The organism is Nonomuraea sp. B10E15 (assembly GCF_039871615.1).
GTDB lineage: Bacteria > Actinomycetota > Actinomycetes > Streptosporangiales > Streptosporangiaceae > Nonomuraea.
The window spans coordinates 45116-59963 of the sequence record NZ_JBDPMB010000038.1; the positions used below are offsets into that span (position 1 = coordinate 45116).

The 14848-nt window shown below is 70.2% G+C and carries 16 protein-coding genes; 5 read left to right on the forward strand and 11 right to left on the reverse strand.

The features are described from left to right. Positions 1-18: 18 nt before the first annotated feature. On the reverse strand, positions 19-2685 hold the full coding sequence (locus ABGB14_RS47890) for a hypothetical protein (RefSeq protein ID WP_347650551.1): 2667 nt from the start codon (positions 2683-2685) through the stop codon (positions 19-21). A gap of 86 nt (positions 2686-2771) precedes the next feature. On the opposite strand from ABGB14_RS47890, the gene serC reads away from it, so the two are divergent. Continuing rightward, positions 2772-3881, forward strand: coding sequence for a phosphoserine transaminase (gene serC / locus ABGB14_RS47895; protein ID WP_347650552.1), 1110 nt, complete (start codon positions 2772-2774; stop codon positions 3879-3881). Positions 3882-3933: 52 nt separating this feature from the next. Here the strand turns inward: serC and ABGB14_RS47900 are convergent, their stop codons facing one another. The 8 genes from ABGB14_RS47900 to ABGB14_RS47935 all read right to left on the reverse strand — a co-directional run bounded on the left by ABGB14_RS47900 (position 3934) and on the right by ABGB14_RS47935 (position 11077). Continuing rightward, positions 3934-4557, reverse strand: coding sequence for a rhomboid family intramembrane serine protease (locus ABGB14_RS47900; protein ID WP_347650553.1), 624 nt, complete (start codon positions 4555-4557; stop codon positions 3934-3936). A gap of 107 nt (positions 4558-4664) precedes the next feature. Then, entirely contained in the window at positions 4665-5429 is a 765-nt protein-coding gene (locus ABGB14_RS47905) for a crotonase/enoyl-CoA hydratase family protein (RefSeq protein WP_347650554.1), read from the reverse strand. Positions 5430-5448: 19 nt separating this feature from the next. Next, positions 5449-6222 (reverse strand): SDR family NAD(P)-dependent oxidoreductase, encoded by a 774-nt coding sequence (locus tag ABGB14_RS47910; protein ID WP_347650555.1) that lies wholly within the window; start codon positions 6220-6222, stop codon positions 5449-5451. Positions 6223-6269: 47 nt separating this feature from the next. After that, positions 6270-6608 carry an STAS domain-containing protein gene (locus ABGB14_RS47915; RefSeq protein ID WP_347616849.1) on the reverse strand — a complete coding sequence of 113 codons (339 nt, stop codon included), beginning with the start codon at positions 6606-6608 and terminating at the stop codon, positions 6270-6272. A 104-nt stretch (positions 6609-6712) separates the two neighbouring features. Then, positions 6713-7447, reverse strand: a complete 735-nt coding sequence (locus tag ABGB14_RS47920; RefSeq protein WP_347650556.1) for an ABC transporter ATP-binding protein — start codon at positions 7445-7447, stop codon at positions 6713-6715. Continuing rightward, positions 7444-8154, reverse strand: coding sequence for a cobalt ECF transporter T component CbiQ (cbiQ, locus tag ABGB14_RS47925; protein WP_347650557.1), 711 nt, complete (start codon positions 8152-8154; stop codon positions 7444-7446). The genes ABGB14_RS47920 and cbiQ overlap by 4 nt, the downstream gene beginning before the upstream one ends. A 48-nt stretch (positions 8155-8202) precedes the next feature. After that, complete coding sequence (locus ABGB14_RS47930) at positions 8203-9186, reverse strand: energy-coupling factor ABC transporter permease (protein WP_347650558.1); 984 nt, start codon at positions 9184-9186, stop codon at positions 8203-8205. An 82-nt stretch (positions 9187-9268) separates the two neighbouring features. Next, a complete protein-coding gene (locus tag ABGB14_RS47935; protein WP_347650559.1) occupies positions 9269-11077 on the reverse strand; it encodes a glycosyltransferase family 2 protein in 1809 nt (602 codons plus the stop codon). A gap of 316 nt (positions 11078-11393) precedes the next feature. On the opposite strand from ABGB14_RS47935, the gene ABGB14_RS47940 reads away from it, so the two are divergent. After that, on the forward strand, positions 11394-11753 hold the full coding sequence (locus ABGB14_RS47940; protein ID WP_347650560.1) for a hypothetical protein: 360 nt from the start codon (positions 11394-11396) through the stop codon (positions 11751-11753). A gap of 17 nt (positions 11754-11770) precedes the next feature. Next, positions 11771-12136, forward strand: a complete 366-nt coding sequence (locus ABGB14_RS47945) for a ClpX C4-type zinc finger protein (protein WP_347650561.1) — start codon at positions 11771-11773, stop codon at positions 12134-12136. Positions 12137-12314: 178 nt separating this feature from the next. On the opposite strand, the gene ABGB14_RS47950 is transcribed toward ABGB14_RS47945, so the two are convergent. Continuing rightward, positions 12315-12884: a CGNR zinc finger domain-containing protein gene (locus ABGB14_RS47950; protein WP_347650562.1), complete on the reverse strand. Its 570-nt coding sequence runs from the start codon at positions 12882-12884 to the stop codon at positions 12315-12317. Positions 12885-12956: 72 nt separating this feature from the next. Here ABGB14_RS47950 and ABGB14_RS47955 point away from each other — a divergent pair, with 72 nt between their 5' ends. Further along, positions 12957-13712 (forward strand): class I SAM-dependent methyltransferase, encoded by a 756-nt coding sequence (locus tag ABGB14_RS47955; RefSeq protein ID WP_347650563.1) that lies wholly within the window; start codon positions 12957-12959, stop codon positions 13710-13712. On the opposite strand, the gene ABGB14_RS47960 is transcribed toward ABGB14_RS47955, so the two are convergent. After that, complete coding sequence (locus ABGB14_RS47960; RefSeq protein WP_347650564.1) at positions 13709-13909, reverse strand: hypothetical protein; 201 nt, start codon at positions 13907-13909, stop codon at positions 13709-13711. The genes ABGB14_RS47955 and ABGB14_RS47960 overlap by 4 nt on opposite strands. A 274-nt stretch (positions 13910-14183) precedes the next feature. On the opposite strand from ABGB14_RS47960, the gene ABGB14_RS47965 reads away from it, so the two are divergent. Then, positions 14184-14657: a hypothetical protein gene (locus ABGB14_RS47965; RefSeq protein ID WP_347650565.1), complete on the forward strand. Its 474-nt coding sequence runs from the start codon at positions 14184-14186 to the stop codon at positions 14655-14657. Positions 14658-14848: the final 191 nt, after the last annotated feature.

The window sequence follows — 14848 nt, forward strand, 5'->3', positions numbered from 1 at the left end:
CGGCAGCCGTACGCCAGGTCACTTGTCCGGCAGGTCCACGCACAGGGGGTCCTTCGTGGGCGGTTCGTTCGTGTCCAGCCGGCCGCAGCGCTTCACGGGGCGGCTGTAGCCCCATTCCGACTTCTCCACCTTCATGATCGCGATGGCCTTGTCGATGGGCGTGTGCCGCTCCGTGAGGTCGAATCCCACCACCCCACCCGATCCGGCCCATGAGGCGTTGCCCGACGTCCTGGCCAGCCGGTAGAGGATGTCGCCCCGGCTCGGCAGCGCCAGATCCCCCTCCCCTCCGGCCATGCCGGCCGCCTGGTAGGCGGCGTTGGCGGCGCGGTAGACCACGTCGGCGGCGTCGTACGTGAGGATGAGGTTGTCGTCGGAGGCCGTCGGGTGCCCCTTGTCCTGCAGCTTGCTGACGAACGCGGTGGCCGACGAGCGCGGCCACAACGCCCTGTGCGCCAGCGCCAGGTAGTAGACCTCGGCCTGCTTCGTGTTGGCGATCTCGTCGCCGTGGTCGGACACCACCTTGACGACGTCGTCGCCCGCGATCACCTTCACCTCCCCGCAGGCGTTGCCCTCGACGGCCGTCAGGAAGGCGCGGAACTCGGACGCCCGCCCGGCGTAGACGAGGACGTCGGGGTCGAGCGCGCACGCCTTCCCCGCCGCCGAGGAGATGCCGCCCTGCTGGACCGTGTACGAGATCCGCTCCACGTCGGCGCCCTCGTCCGTCAGGGCCTTCTCGAAGTCGTCCGCCAGGTTCAGGGTGTACACGTCGCCCTGCGAGCGGTCCTCGACGATGACCGCGGCCGGTTCGGCCACGCCCTTCAGGAGGGTCCGCCGGGCGAACCGGGCGCCGAACGCCGCCTGGCGGACGTTGGTCGGCCCCACCTGGAAGTAGTAGGGGGAGGGCTCGCCCGGCTGGTCGGGCAGCCCGGGGTTGCCGATGTAGCCGAACCGGTCCGCCGTCGCCGTGCTCGACACCATCGGGATCTTCGCCAGGTGCAGCTCCCTGATCGCCTCGCTGATGCCGGCCACGCTGCGCGGCAGGCCGACCACCCCCATCACGTGCCGGTCCCGCGCGGCCATGTCGATGATGAGCTGGGCCGTCCTGCGCCCGTGGTCGAAGTTGTCGCCCGCGTTCGCGATCAGCACGCGTAACCGGGGGGTGCTGGTGACCGTACGCTGGTATTCCTCGACCGCGGCGAGCTCGGAGACCGCGGCGGCGAGCCGGGTGTCGTCCTGCGCCGTCTTCTTGATCGAGAACTCTCCGAACAGGACCACGCTGATGTACCGGCCGGAGTCGATCGCGTAGCGGTTGTTCTCGTCGATCTTCTTGATCAGCGTTTTCACGTCGCCGTCGAACAGGGTCTCGGGCGTGTCCCTCGTCGCGTTGACGATGCCGACGCATTCCTCCTCGATCCGCTCGACCCACGGCAGGCCGCCGCAGTGCCCGGCCCTGTCGCGCTGGATCGCGTAAACGAGTGAGAGCGGAACGACCACCAGCAGCGCCATCACCGTCCAGTAGGCCATGGCCCGCCTGCGGCGCGGCGGCGACGGATCGTCCTGCGGCTCCGCGGGCACGGCCGTCGCCTCGACGGTCAGCCGCAGCTCGGGAACGCCCAGCCTGGCCGCGTTACGCCACTGCGCGACCGCCTTCTCCAGGTCGCGCAGCGGCTTCGGCGCCGCCTGCGCCGGGGGCACGCCGCCGGGCACGGCCGCCAGCACGAGCATCGGCACGAACAGGCCGGTCTTCTTGGTGATCTCCTCCATCAGCCGCAGGAACCGCGCGTTGGTGCCCCCGGGATCGGTGATCTGGAGGACCAGGAGGCAGTACTGGCCTCTCCCCCAGCTCGGCCACGGAATGATCCACTTCTTGTACGCCTCGTGCAGGTCCTGCATCAGGGCGTGGACCAGCAACTCCTCGATGTCGTCGTCCGGCGCGGCCGCCAGGCGCAGCGCGTATTGGGGCAGCCGCTCGAACCGCCGCCTCTTCAGGCTCGGCTCGCTGCTGAACCACCCGGTGAAGAGCGAGCCTCTGATCGACAACATGCCCTGTGCCGCGGTGCCGCCCAGGGCCACCAGGAGGCCGAGCAGCCAGGGGATGACCCCGACCAGGTCGGCGGCGCCACCGGCCCACCAGACGGCCAGGGTGCCCACCGGCACCCAGGTCGTGGCGGCGCGCGCCAGGAAGTCGGCCGACGTCTTGACGTCGTCGCCGCCACCACCGGCCATGCCGCGCCGCCAGTCCTTCAGCCGCTTCTTGTAGGCCTGGTAGTCGCTGTGCGACTGCGGGTCGGGGACGCGGCCGTCCGGCCTGTCCCGCGCCCACAACACGAACTGCGCGAGCGGGAAGCGCGGCGGCGGCAGCAGCGACCCGCCCACCGGCTTGCCCAGGCGGCCACGGTCGGTCCGGGCCTTGCCGGTGTGGTCCTCGTCGCCCGCCAGCGAGCTCACCAGGTCGAGCACCGACTCGTGCGCGCCGTCCGCGACGCGGGCGTAGGGGACGGCGGTCTCGAACGGCTTGGCGAGCCGGTCGACCGCCGCGAGCGCCTGCTCGCCGACCACCAGCACGGTCGGCAGGGGCGGATCGGCGCGCAGGAGCGCACGCCGGCGGATCAACCTCTCGATGACACTGCGCAGATCGGCCATCTGGGCGCTCCTCCAGCCGGTGCCGCCGTCGTGCTCAGCCAACGAACGATCAATGAAGGGGGTTCATCATGTCTCAGATGCCGGGCCCCGGTCCAGGGCATTCTCCGGCGCTCGGTAGGCTCCAGTACGTGGCTGACATCGTGATTCCCGCTGACATCAAGCCCGCCGACGGCCGCTTCGGCTGCGGGCCTTCGAAGGTTCGCACCGAGCAGCTGGCCGCGCTCGCGGCCTCCGGCGCGAGCCTCATGGGCACCTCCCACCGCCAGAAGCCGGTCAAGGGCCTCGTCGGCCGCGTGCGCTCCGGGCTCGCCGACCTGTTCTCGCTGCCCGAGGGCTACCAGGTCGTGCTCGGCAACGGCGGCACCACCGCGTTCTGGGACATCGCCGCCTTCGGGCTGATCCGCGACCGGTCACAACACCTGTCGTTCGGCGAGTTCTCCTCCAAGTTCGCCGCCGTCACGAAGAAGGCGCCCTGGCTGGGCGAGCCGAGCGTCATCACCTCCGAGGTCGGCGCCCACCCCGCCGCGGTCGCCGAGGACGGCGTCGACGCCTACGCGCTCACCCACAACGAGACCTCGACCGGCGTCGCGATGCCGATCGAGCGCGTGGGCTCCGGCGACGCGCTGGTGCTGGTCGACGCCACCTCGGGTGCCGGCGGCCTGCCCGTCGACCTCGCCGAGACCGACGTCTACTACTTCGCGCCGCAGAAGAGCTTCGCCTCCGACGGCGGCCTGTGGATCGCGATCATGTCGCCGCGCGCCCTGGCCAGGGTCGAGGAGATCGCCGCCTCCGGCCGCTACGTGCCGGAGTTCTTCAGCCTGCCGGTCGCGATCGACAACTCCGCGAAGGACCAGACCTACAACACCCCGGCCGTGGCCACGCTGTTCCTGCTGGCCGAGCAGCTCGACTGGATGAACGGCAACGGCGGACTGGCCTGGACCACCGCCCGCACGGCCGACTCCAGCTCGCGTCTCTACACGTGGGCGGAGAAGTCGTCCTACGCCACGCCGTTCGCCGCCCCCGAGTTCCGCTCACAGGTGGTCGGCACGATCGACTTCTCCGACGACGTCGACGCCGCCGCCGTGGCCAAGGTGCTGCGCGCCAACGGCATCGTCGACACCGAGCCCTACCGCAAGCTCGGCCGCAACCAGCTGCGCATCGCGATGTTCCCGGCCATCGACCCGGCCGACATCGAGGCGCTGACGGTCTGCGTCGACCACGTCGTCGAGCGCCTCTAGCCGGCGCCGCGACCGCCCTCCTGCCTGCTCGTCCGGCAGGAGGGCGGTCGCGTCAGTAAGGGCTCGCGGCGATCTCGCGCTTGCGGCGCAGCACCCAGGCGGCCACCACGCCGCCGATCAGCCCGAACAGGTGGCCCTGCCAGGAGATGCCCGGCTGGTTGGGCAGCAGGCCGGCCAGGATGCCCCAGTAGGCGACGCCCACGCCGATCGCGATGGCGAGGTCGAGCAGCCTGCGGTCGAACACGCCGCGGGCCAGGATGAATCCGAAATAGCCGAACACCAGGCCGCTGGCCCCGATCGTGACCACGCCGGGGCTGGTCACCCAGGTGCCCAGGCCGCCGATCAGGATGATCAGCAGGCTGGCCCAGAGGAACTTGCGAACGTCGCGCAGCCCGGCCAGGAAGCCAAGGATCAGCAGGGGCAGTGAGTTGGCCATGAGGTGGCCGAAGCCGCCGTGCAGGAACGGCGCGAGCAGGATGCCGACCAGGCCGTCAGGGTCCCAGCCGACGATGCCGTACTGGTCGAGCGAGCCGTTGAGGACGACGTCGACGCCCTCGAGGATCCACATCGCGGCGAGCAGGGCGACCATGATGATCAGCATGCTCAGCGCCCCGGACAGGAGAGCGCCGGCGCCGCGTCTGGCCGAATCGAACCGTGAACCCGAATAGTCGCTCATGCGCCTCTCCCGGAGTCGTTGCCCTCTTCCTTTACCGTAACCAGGAAGAGCTACGCGCGCGTTGAAGAGGCCCCTCCCGCCCCCGGGGGGGAGCGGGAGGGGCGCGGCTATTCGCCCTTCCACCGGGGCGCGCGCTTCTCCGCGAAGGCGGCGGCGCCCTCCATGGCGTCCTTCGAGCCGAACACCGGGTTGATGATCGCGCCCTGCTTCTTGAACATCTCCTCGCGCGACCAGTCCTGCGACTCGATGATCACCTGCTTGGTCGCGGCGAGTGCCAGCGGGGCGTTGCCGGCGATCTTGCCGGCGAGCTCGAGCGCGCCCTCCAGCGCCGCGCCGGGCTCGGTGACGCGGTTGACCAGGCCGAGCTCGTACAGGCGGGAGGCCGGGTAGTGGTCGCCGGTCAGGGCGATCTCCATGGCCACGTGGTAGGGGATCCTGCGGGGCAGGCGCATGATGCCGCCCGCGCCGGCGACCAGCCCGCGCCTGGGCTCGGGCAGCCCGAACGTGGCCGCCGACGACGCCACGATGACGTCGCACGCCAGCGCCATCTCGAACCCGCCCGCGAGCGCGTAGCCCTCGACCGCGGCCACCAGCGGCTTCTTCGGCGGCGACTCGGTCAGCCCGCCGAACCCGCGCCCCTCAACCACGGGAAAGTCACCGGACAGGAACCCCTTCAGGTCCATCCCGGCGCAGAAGGTGCCACCGGCACCGGTCAGCACGTACGCCGAAATTTCAGGACGGGTGTCCAGCTCGTCCAGGGCCGCCGCGATCCCCCGCGCCACCGCCCCGTTGACGGCGTTGCGCGCCTTCGGCCGGTTGATCGTGAGGATCGCGACGTTCCCGGACTCCTCGACGAGCACTTCGTCAGACATGACAACCCTTCCGACGGGGTTACTTGGGCTGGAAGCGGATGCCGCCGTCGAAGCGGATGACCTCGGCGTTCATGTAGTCGTTCTCGATCAGCGACCGCACGAGGTGCGCGAACTCGCCGGCCTGGCCCATGCGCTTGGGGAACACCACCGGCGCCACCAGCTTGGCCTTGAACGCCTCGGCGTTGTCGTTGAAGCCGTAGATGGGCGTGTCGATGATGCCGGGGCAGATCGTGTTGACGCGTACGCCGATCGCCGCCAGGTCGCGCGCGGCGGGCACCGTCATGCCCACGATGCCGCCCTTGGAGGCGGAGTACGCCAGCTGCCCGGTCTGTCCCTCAAGCGCCGCCACGGAGGCCGTGTTGATCACTACGCCGCGCTGCCCGTCGGCGTCGGCCGGCTCGGTCTTGGCGACGGCGGCGGCGCCGATGCGCATGAGGTTGAACGTGCCGATCAGGTTGACCTCGATGACCTTGCGGTAGGAGGCCGGGTTGTGCGGGTTGCCTTCGCGGTTGACCGTGCGCTCCGCCCAGCCGATGCCTGCGCTGTTGACGATGACGCGCAGCGGCTTGCCGGTCGCCACGGCGGCGTCCACGGCCGCCTGCACCTGGGCGTCGTCCGACACGTCTGTCCTGGCGAAGACGCCGCCGATCTCGTCGGCGACGGCCTTGCCGCGCTCCTCGTTGAGGTCGGCGACGACCACGGTCGCGCCGGCCCGGGCCAGCTCGCGGGCGGTGGCCTCGCCGAGGCCGCTGGCGCCGCCGGAGATGATTGCTGCAGATCCGTTCACGTCCATATCCCGGACCCTAACGCGCCGACCGAATGAAGTTCTACTCGGGGCCGCTAAATAGCTCCCACAGCCGTGTCGACGTCGGCGTACACCTTGATCCGCCGGTCGAGGCCGGTCGTGCGGAGGATGCGCGCCACCGGTGCCTGCGGCGCCGCGAGGGACACGCCACCGCCCTCCCCCGTCGCCAGCCGCCATGCCTCGATCAGCACCGACAGACCGCTCGAATCCATGAACGACAGCTGCTGCAGGTCGAGCACGAGCCTGGCGCCGTCCTGTTTGATGGCGTCACGCACCTCATCGCGCAGAAACGGCGCGGTGAACAAGTCGAGCTCACCCTCAACGGCCACCACCACGGCGTCACCAAGGGCGTGTCGTGCAAGCCGCAGCTTCATTTGGCCCCTCCTCGATGAGCCACTGTACTTCGACATCCCCGGAGACCGGGCATGCACAAACTACGAAGAGCCGGATGCAGGCGGGCTTCGCCCGTCAAACCAGCTCACATGACAGGGACGGCGAAGCCGTACGGGAGCTCCAGGCGGTGCCTGGCCAGCAGTTCGGCGTCGGAGAGCAGCGCACGCGTGGGGCCGTCGGCGGCGATCACCCCGTCGGAGAGAATGAGCGCGCGCTCGCACAACTCCAGCGCGTACGGCAGGTCGTGCGTGACCATGAGCACCGTCACGTCCAGGGAGCGCAGGATCTCCGCCAGCTCCCTGCGGGCGGCCGGGTCGAGGTTGGACGAGGGCTCGTCGAGCACGAGGATCTCCGGCTCCATGGCGAGCACCGTCGCGACCGCCACCCTGCGCCGTTGCCCGAACGACAGGTGGTGCGGCGGCCGGTCGGCGGCGTCCAGCATGCCGACCCGCGCGAGCGCGTCCTCGACCACGCGGTCGAGGTCCTCGCCCCGCAGGCCCGCGTTCGCCGGGCCGAAGGCCACGTCGTCCCTGACCGTGGGCATGAAGAGCTGGTCGTCCGGGTCCTGGAAGACCAGGCCGACGCGCTGCCTGACCTCGGCGAGGGTGTCCTTGCGTACGGGGGTGCCCGCCACGGTGACGCTGCCGTGACCGGCGGTGAGAATGCCGTTGAGGTGCATGACGAGCGTGGTCTTGCCGGCGCCGTTCGGGCCGAGCAGGGCCACCCGCTCGCCGCGGGCGATCGACAGGTCGACGCCGAACAACGCCTGCGTGCCGTCGGGGTAGGCATAGGCGAGCTGCCTGACTTCCAGAGAGTTCACAAGGACAGTCCCAACACTGCGAGGGCCGCGGCGGGCAGGGCGAGCGCCGTACCCCACTGGCCTACAGATGCCGAAATATCACGAATCATCGGCATCCGCCCCGAGTATCCCCGGCTGAGCATCGCGAGATGCACTCGCTCCCCCCGTTCGTACGACCGGATGAACAGCGCCCCGGCAGATCGGGCGACCACCGGGATCTGCCGGAAATTACGCGCCTCGAACCCGCGAGACTCCCGCGCCACCCGCATCCGCCGCATCTCATCCATGATCACGTCGAGGTATCTCAGCATGAACATGGCGATCTGCACCAGCAGGCTCGGCAACCTGAGCCGCTGCGCCCCGATCAGCACCTCCCGCGGCTCGGTGGTGGTCGCCAGCAGGACCGAGGCGGCCACGCCGAGCGTCGCCTTGGCCAGGATGTTCCAGGCCGCCCAGAGCCCGGGCACGCTCAGCGAGAGCCCCAGCACGGTGATCCGCTCGCCCAGCCCGATGACCGGAATGAGGAGGGCGAACAGCACGAAGGGCACCTCGATCACCATCCGCCGCGCCAGGTGCGCCACCGGCACCCGCGCGGCCAGCGCGACACCGCCGAGCAGCGCCGCGTAGACGGCGAAGGCCCAGAACCGCTCGCGCGGCGTGGCCACCACGACGAGGGCGAAGGCGAGGACCGCCAGCAGCTTGCACTGCGGCGGCAGCCGGTGCACCACCGAGCCACCTGGCCGATAGAGCTGGTGATGATGCCCGGCCCCCATGCGTCACGCCCTGATCTGGTTACGGCTCCGCGCGGCGTAGGCCACCGCCCCGGTGAGCACCAGCACCAGGCCGACGCCGACGGGGATGCCGCCCACCTCACCGTAGTCGGCCAGCGCCCACGAGCCGAACAGGTGGTCGGCCGCCTGGTCGATGAAGCCCTTGTCCTCGGCGACCGCCTCCAGCCCGTCGGGCGAGGAGGAGGCGAAGAACGACACGAGCCCGGCCAGCACGAGCGTCACGCCGGCGCCGCCCAGCAGGAACGGCCTGAGCGCGCCAGGGGCCGCGGGGGCCGGCTCGGGCTCGCCCACGGTGGTGCCGCCGTCGGCTCCGCGCAGGACCAGCGGCTTGGCCAGGCGGCCGGCGCCGTACACGAGGTCGGGCCGCACGGCGAGCACGGCGCCGACGGTCGCGGCGGTGATCAGGCCCTCGCCGATGCCGATCAGCAGGTGCACGCCGCCCATCGCGGCGGCCACCGTGCCCACGTCGATCGGCGCGGTCCCGCCGATCCAGAACAGCAGCGTGAACGCCAGCGCGGAGACCGGCACGGAGACCAGCGCGGCCAGGAACGCGGCCACCACCACCTGGCCCCTGGCCAGCCCCGTGACAAGCTTGAAGACGCCCCAGCCGGCCAGCACGGTGACGATGCCCATGAGCGTGATGTTGACGCCGAGCGCCGTCAGCCCTCCGTCGGCGAAGAACACGCCCTGCACGAGCAGGACCACGGCCATGCACAACACGCCCGTATAGGGCCCGACGAGGATCGCCGCCAGCGCACCGCCCAGCAGGTGGCCGCTGGTGCCCGCGGCGACGGGGAAGTTGAGCATCTGGACGGCGAAGACGAACGCGGCGACCAGCCCGGCCATGGGCGCGGTCCTGTCGTCGAGCTCGCGCCGTGCCCCCCGCAGGCAGACCGCGACCCCCGCGGCCGCCACGACTCCGGCCGAGATCGACGTCACTGCGTTGAAGAAGCCATCAGGTACGTGCACGCCTCTGCCTCCCGGAACGGGACGGGATGGGACCAACATCCCCACTTTAGGACATGGCATTGCACCTGCACATAGGTGGCAATTAGCGAATGATTCTTCTGATGACCGCCCGGGCCGTCAGCCGCCGCACCACCGCGCTCAGCCGCCCCCGCGTCGCGTACGGCCGCACGCTCCTGAGCAGCGCCGCCCACCACCACCTGCGCGGTCCCACGACCGTGCCCGCGCCCGCCTCGATCTTGAACCGCGCGGCCGGCCCGCCCAGGTCGAGCTCCACGTACGCGTCCCAGGTGCCCGAAGGGAGCCGGCCCACCGCCAGCCCGGCCGCGAACCCGCCCCCGGGCAGCGCCGTCACCGGCTCGGCCCGCTCGCGCCCGCTGCGCCGCTCCCGCCAGACGATCCGCCGGATCGCCGCGGCCGCGGGCGCGGTGTCGACGACGCTGAGCTCGCCGTCGATCAGCAGCCGCTGCCCGAGACCCCACCGCGTCCTGATGAGCCTGGCACCGCCCGGCACGGCGGCCACGTGGCCGCCGACGTCGATGCTGAGGTTGCCGTTGTCCCTGGTGAAGTAGGGCAGGACCACGACGCCGCCGATCATCCGGGGCATCGGCCGGTTGACCCCGGTCTCGCGGTCCGCGCCCAACCGGCCGAACCGCAGCGCGCCCTCGATCTCGACCGCCACCCGCAGGTCCCAGATCCCGGAGGCGAGCGCGGACACGTCCACCCGCACGGTGAACTCGCCGCCCTTGCGCTCGGCGGGGATGACCACCTCGGCGGCCGGGTCGTGCCGCGAGCGCAGCACCACGGCCAGACCGTGGTCCCTGGCGATGCCGTGCAGCCCGGCGGAGCCCGTCACCACCAGATGGTCGCCGTCCCAGCACACCCCGGTCAGCCGCCGCCGCACGGTGGCGCCCTCGATGCGGGCCAGGCGCACGAGGCGGTCGATGTCGTCGAGCGCGGTCGCCCGCTGCCGGTCGACGCTGTTGAGCCGCTCGTGCACGCCCGGCGTGTACCACTCGTCGCAGAGCGCCGCCACCTCGCGCGCGATGTCCTTGCGGCGCACGCCGTCACTTTCCAGGAACACGGCTCCGAGCTGGGTGAACACGTCGAGCCTGAAGTGCCTGCGGAGCAGGTGGTCGCGGAGCGGGCCCGGCTCGACGTGCTCGGTCATGATCCGCATCGGCTCCCTGATCATGGCCAGCCAGGCGAGCGGGTCCCTGCTGCCCGCCTGCTGCATGATGCTGGTGCCGTCGGGCCTGGCCATCAGGTGGTAGCACTCGTAGTCGGCCACCACGGAGATCACCTCGGCGTGGCAGTAGGCGTGGACGGTGAAGAGGATGTCCTCGCCGACGCGCATGCCCTCCCCGAACCTGATCCGGTGGCGATCGAGCAGGTCCCTTCTGAAGAGCTTGAAACAGCACAGGCTGTTGTAGACGCAGCTGTCGCCGAGCTCCACCCGGTCGGCGCTCTGCTGGAACATCGACACGGGCGCCCTCCGGCCGTGCCCCACGATCTTGCCGAGCACGATGTCGGAGTCGTTCCTGTCGGCCATGGCGACCATGCGTTCCAGCGCCTCGGGGCCGAGGTGGTCGTCGGCGTCGCAGAAGAAGACGTACCGGCCGGTGGCGTGCTCGAGCCCGACGTTGCGCGGCCGGCCCGCGCCGCCGCTGCCCTCGATGTGGACCACCTTGACCTTGGACGGGTGGTAGGCGGCGTAGAGGTCGAGGAGCTCGCCGCTGCCGTCGGTGGAGCCGTCGTCGACGACGATCAGCTCCTTCTTCACCCGCTGGACGAGCGCCGAGGTGAGGCACCGGTCGAGGTAGGCCCGGCAGTTGTGCACCGGGATGACGACGCTGACGTCGACCGGGTCGCCGCCGTTCTCCGTATCCGACATCACCACTACCTCACGTTGCGCCGCCATTCGGTTTCAGTATGTGACGAACGGCCATGCGCGCGGGGGCGATCGGAGTCTTGAACCCCGTCTTTTGCTTACACCGGAGGTTCGCGGCATTTCTCCAATTGGTGCCGGTAAAGGCCGCCGAATGCCTCAATCGTCCCGCGCCGAATCGTGTTCAGGGACGAGGTTTTCCCTCCGGGAGGAAGAAACCTCTCCGCGGGGAGCATTGAGGCACCCCCCGGCGGCGCCAGTGATCCTCTCGGCTCGGTTGCGCGTCTACAGTTAGGCATCCTTGACCGGGAGGTGGCGTGACATGGCATCAGATCTCCGCAGGCGCACGAGCCACGATTCGGCCGTGCACGCCGCAGAGACCATCGTCTCCTCGGCTCGGCTGGGAGAGCTGCACGAATGCTCGGCCCTGCTCCGCCGCACGAGGATGCGGGCGGCGGAAATCGTGGACGAGGCCCGCACGCTGCTAGCCGAGGCGGAGCGGCACGGCCACGCCGACCGCGTTCGCGCCCTTCGCGAGCAGCTCGCCCAGGCGCGCCGGTCGTACGCCAAGGTGCTGGACGCGTACGTGGCGATCTGCACCAAGATCACCGAGGAGCGGCAGGCCATCATCCGGGCGCAGGTAGAACTGGATCGCCGGTCAGGCTTGTCAGGCGTCACCTGACGGACTACTGTCAGGCCATGCCTGACTGGAAAGAGAAGATCCGCTGCTCGTTCTGCCACAAGAAGAGCACGGACGTGCTCAAGGTCATCGCCGGCCCTGGCGTGCACATCTGCGACGAGTGCATCGGCCTGTGCAACGACATCCTCGAGCAGGACCGCCGCGAGCCGTCACCCGAGCCGCGACTCCCCCTGTGGGAGTCCATGACCGACGACCAGATCCTCGACCATCTCCCCAAGATCGCCGCCGTGCAGGCACAGGTCGACGACAACCTGCGCGACTGGGTGGCGCACCTGCGCACCAGGGACGTCAGCTGGGAGCGCATCGGCACGTCGCTCGGCATGACCCGGCAGTCGGCGTGGGAACGTTTCAGGAGCGAGACATAACAGGTGAACCATCGCGGCGGGCCGCGCGTCCCATCATTGAGAAGGCCCGCCATGCGCGTCCTCGACGGTCCCGCGGCGTACGATCCGGCGCCGCGCGAAGAGGCGGAACGGCCGGCCTCCGGATGAACGGGCTCCAGCTCCCCGGCCGCCCCGGGGAGCTGGAGCAGGGGGCCGCCCCTCAGCCCGATCTGCCCCTGGCCCTGAAGGCCGCCGTCTTGACGCGGTTCTGGCAGGCCGTGGAGCAGAACCTGCGGGTGCCGTTGCGCGACACGTCCACATAGACGCGGTCGCAGTGGGGCGCGGTGCAGACGCCGAGGCGGTCGGCGAACTCGCTGCCCAGCACGATCGCCAGTCCCGTGGCGCAGCTCGCCGCCCAGCTGTCCGCCAGGGTGTCACGGTGGCCGTGGAAGTGCAGGTGCCACGGCTCCCCGTCGTGCCTGTCCAGCACCGGCCGGGCGCCGGTCTCCGCCAGCAGGGCGTTGACCCGCGCGGCCGCGGTGTCGACGTCGTCCGCCGCGACGGCGGCGAAGACCTCGCGCAGGCGGGCCGCGACCTCGGCCAGCGCGGCGCCCTCGCCGGCGGTGACCTCGCGGTACGCCGGATAGACCGTACGGAGGGCCTCTACCGCGGCGGCAGCGGGGTCGGCTGGAGCGGGGCAGGGACGGCCTCGTCGCTCGCCGGAGGTCAGGGCGTTGACGAGCGCCACCGTGACCCGGACCACCCCATCCGTGTGACTGTTGTAATCCAATTGACCGGTTACACCTTCGCGAGTTAACGTGTGACCGTTGAAATTCTAGACGACGGTTACAAGGAGACGTTCATGCTCACCCACGATGCCGCGATGGAGTGGATGGCACGCTGGGACCGCCAGCAGGAGGGTTACCTTCCCGACCGGGAGGAGCGGTTCACGGTGCTGATCGACGTTGTGGAGGCCCTGGGGCGGCCCGACCCGGTGGTCATCGACCTCGGCTGCGGCCCCGGCTCGTTGTCGGCGCGGCTGCTGGAGCGGCTGCCCGAGGCCCGGGTCGTCTGCGTCGACGCCGATCCGCTGCTGATCGGGCTGGGGCGGGCCGCGTACCCGGGGTTGCGGTTCGTGTCCGCGGACTTGCGCAGAGCCGGCTGGACGGAGTCGCTCGAGCTCGACGGGCCCGCCGACGCCGCGGTCAGCACGACGGCGCTGCACTGGATCTCCAGCCCCGAGCTGAAGAACGTCTACGCGGAGCTGGCGACCGTGCTGCGTCCCGGCGGGCTGCTGCTCAACGGCGACCACATGGACACCGAGGACGCCACGCCGGCGCTGTCCCGCCTGGAGCACGCCGTGCACGAGCGCGAGACCGAACGGACCTTCGGCGAGAACCGGCCGGAGGGCTGGCAGGCCTGGTGGGACGCGATCGAGGCCGACCCCGCCCTCGCCGAGCTCAACGCGGCCCGCACCACCGCCGGGGCCGACCACCGCGGCTCCGAGTCCCGCCTCCTGTCGGATCACGTCAAGGCCCTCGAAGAGGCGGGCTTCGCGGAGATCGGCACGCTCTGGCAGCGTGGCAACAACCGGCTGCTGTGCGGCGTACGCGGCTAGTTCATGATCCGGTGCAGCAGCCCGACGAGGCCGAGGGCCGTGGCGACTCCCGCCCCGGCCCACCCGGACAGGCCGCCGACGGTCAGTCCGCCCAGCAAGGCGGTGATCAGGATCAGCACCCAGCGTTGCGGGATGCGCTCCGGCTCGCGGGCCGGAGCGGGCTCTTCCCGTTGAGGACTCCGTCTGGTTAATCTCACGACAGCGGTTTCCTTTCATGACATATGTGGAGCGTCACCGCGATGAGCGGCCTTTCTGGGACATCAGAGAGGTCGCTCGTTTTCGTTCACGAGAGTGGCACAAGATTCGCCTGAGTAATGGCGCTTTTTCTCCTCAAACTGGCATACGTTCGGCCCGCAGGTAGAGAATTCTTCTCCGCGGATGTGGGGACGTAGCACGTCAAGGCACTCAAGCGACACCGCAGTTTCCGCACGCTTTTGCATTTTCCGCACGGCCTGCCGCAGGATGCCACGCATGAAGGAAATCACCGAGGAACTCGCGAAGGTGCTGATCCCCGAGCCGGTCAAGGACGACGACGAGAAGCCCGCCGACTACGCGGCACGCGCGAGGAGCGCGAGCGAGGCGAGGAACACCCTGGTCGGGGAGCTCATGATGGCGGCAGGAGCATCGCCGGCCGAGGATCCCGTGCTGGCGCGGCTCGGGGAACTCGCCGCACAGAGGCGCGAGATACAACGACAAATACGACTTATCACGGCATATGCGCGTGAATTCGTACGGCCGGAACCGTACCGCCTGCGGGCGCTCGCGGAGGCGGCGGGAATGTCGATCTCCACCATCCGCACCGTGTACGACACGGAAGACAAGATAGCCGTCGCCACACGAATCGGGAGAAAAGACGTGAAGAATACCGTTCATCCCGTCGTCGGCGACCAATGGTGGCGGCTTCCCGCCCGCCACACGACCCCGCCCCCGAGCCCCGACCGGTGAGCCCTGACCGGTAAGCCCTGACCGGTCAGCGCCGTTGCCATCGGATCATCCCGCGGTCTACATAAGCAGGGCCGTTGCGTTCTCGACTGGTGAGACTGCTGTACCCCTGAGCCGGGTGGGCGAGTAGGGGTGCCCCGGTGCGGAGATGACGAACGCGACCCCTCATGATCGTCGGTGTCTAGCCAGTCGAT

What these genes read in the sequence shown, in the direction of transcription:
- ABGB14_RS47900 (WP_347650553.1), bottom strand. Translation starts at nt 4,557, where the DNA reads ATGAGCGACTATTCGGGTTCACGGTTCGATTCGGCCAGACGCGGCGCC.
- ABGB14_RS47905 (WP_347650554.1), bottom strand. Translation starts at nt 5,429, where the DNA reads ATGTCTGACGAAGTGCTCGTCGAGGAGTCCGGGAACGTCGCGATCCTC.
- ABGB14_RS47910 (WP_347650555.1), bottom strand. Translation starts at nt 6,222, where the DNA reads ATGGACGTGAACGGATCTGCAGCAATCATCTCCGGCGGCGCCAGCGGC.
- ABGB14_RS47915 (WP_347616849.1), bottom strand. Translation starts at nt 6,608, where the DNA reads ATGAAGCTGCGGCTTGCACGACACGCCCTTGGTGACGCCGTGGTGGTG.
- ABGB14_RS47935 (WP_347650559.1), bottom strand. Translation starts at nt 11,077, where the DNA reads ATGTCGGATACGGAGAACGGCGGCGACCCGGTCGACGTCAGCGTCGTC.
- ABGB14_RS47940 (WP_347650560.1), top strand. Translation starts at nt 11,394, where the DNA reads ATGGCATCAGATCTCCGCAGGCGCACGAGCCACGATTCGGCCGTGCAC.
- ABGB14_RS47945 (WP_347650561.1), top strand. Translation starts at nt 11,771, where the DNA reads ATGCCTGACTGGAAAGAGAAGATCCGCTGCTCGTTCTGCCACAAGAAG.
- ABGB14_RS47955 (WP_347650563.1), top strand. Translation starts at nt 12,957, where the DNA reads ATGCTCACCCACGATGCCGCGATGGAGTGGATGGCACGCTGGGACCGC.
- ABGB14_RS47965 (WP_347650565.1), top strand. Translation starts at nt 14,184, where the DNA reads ATGAAGGAAATCACCGAGGAACTCGCGAAGGTGCTGATCCCCGAGCCG.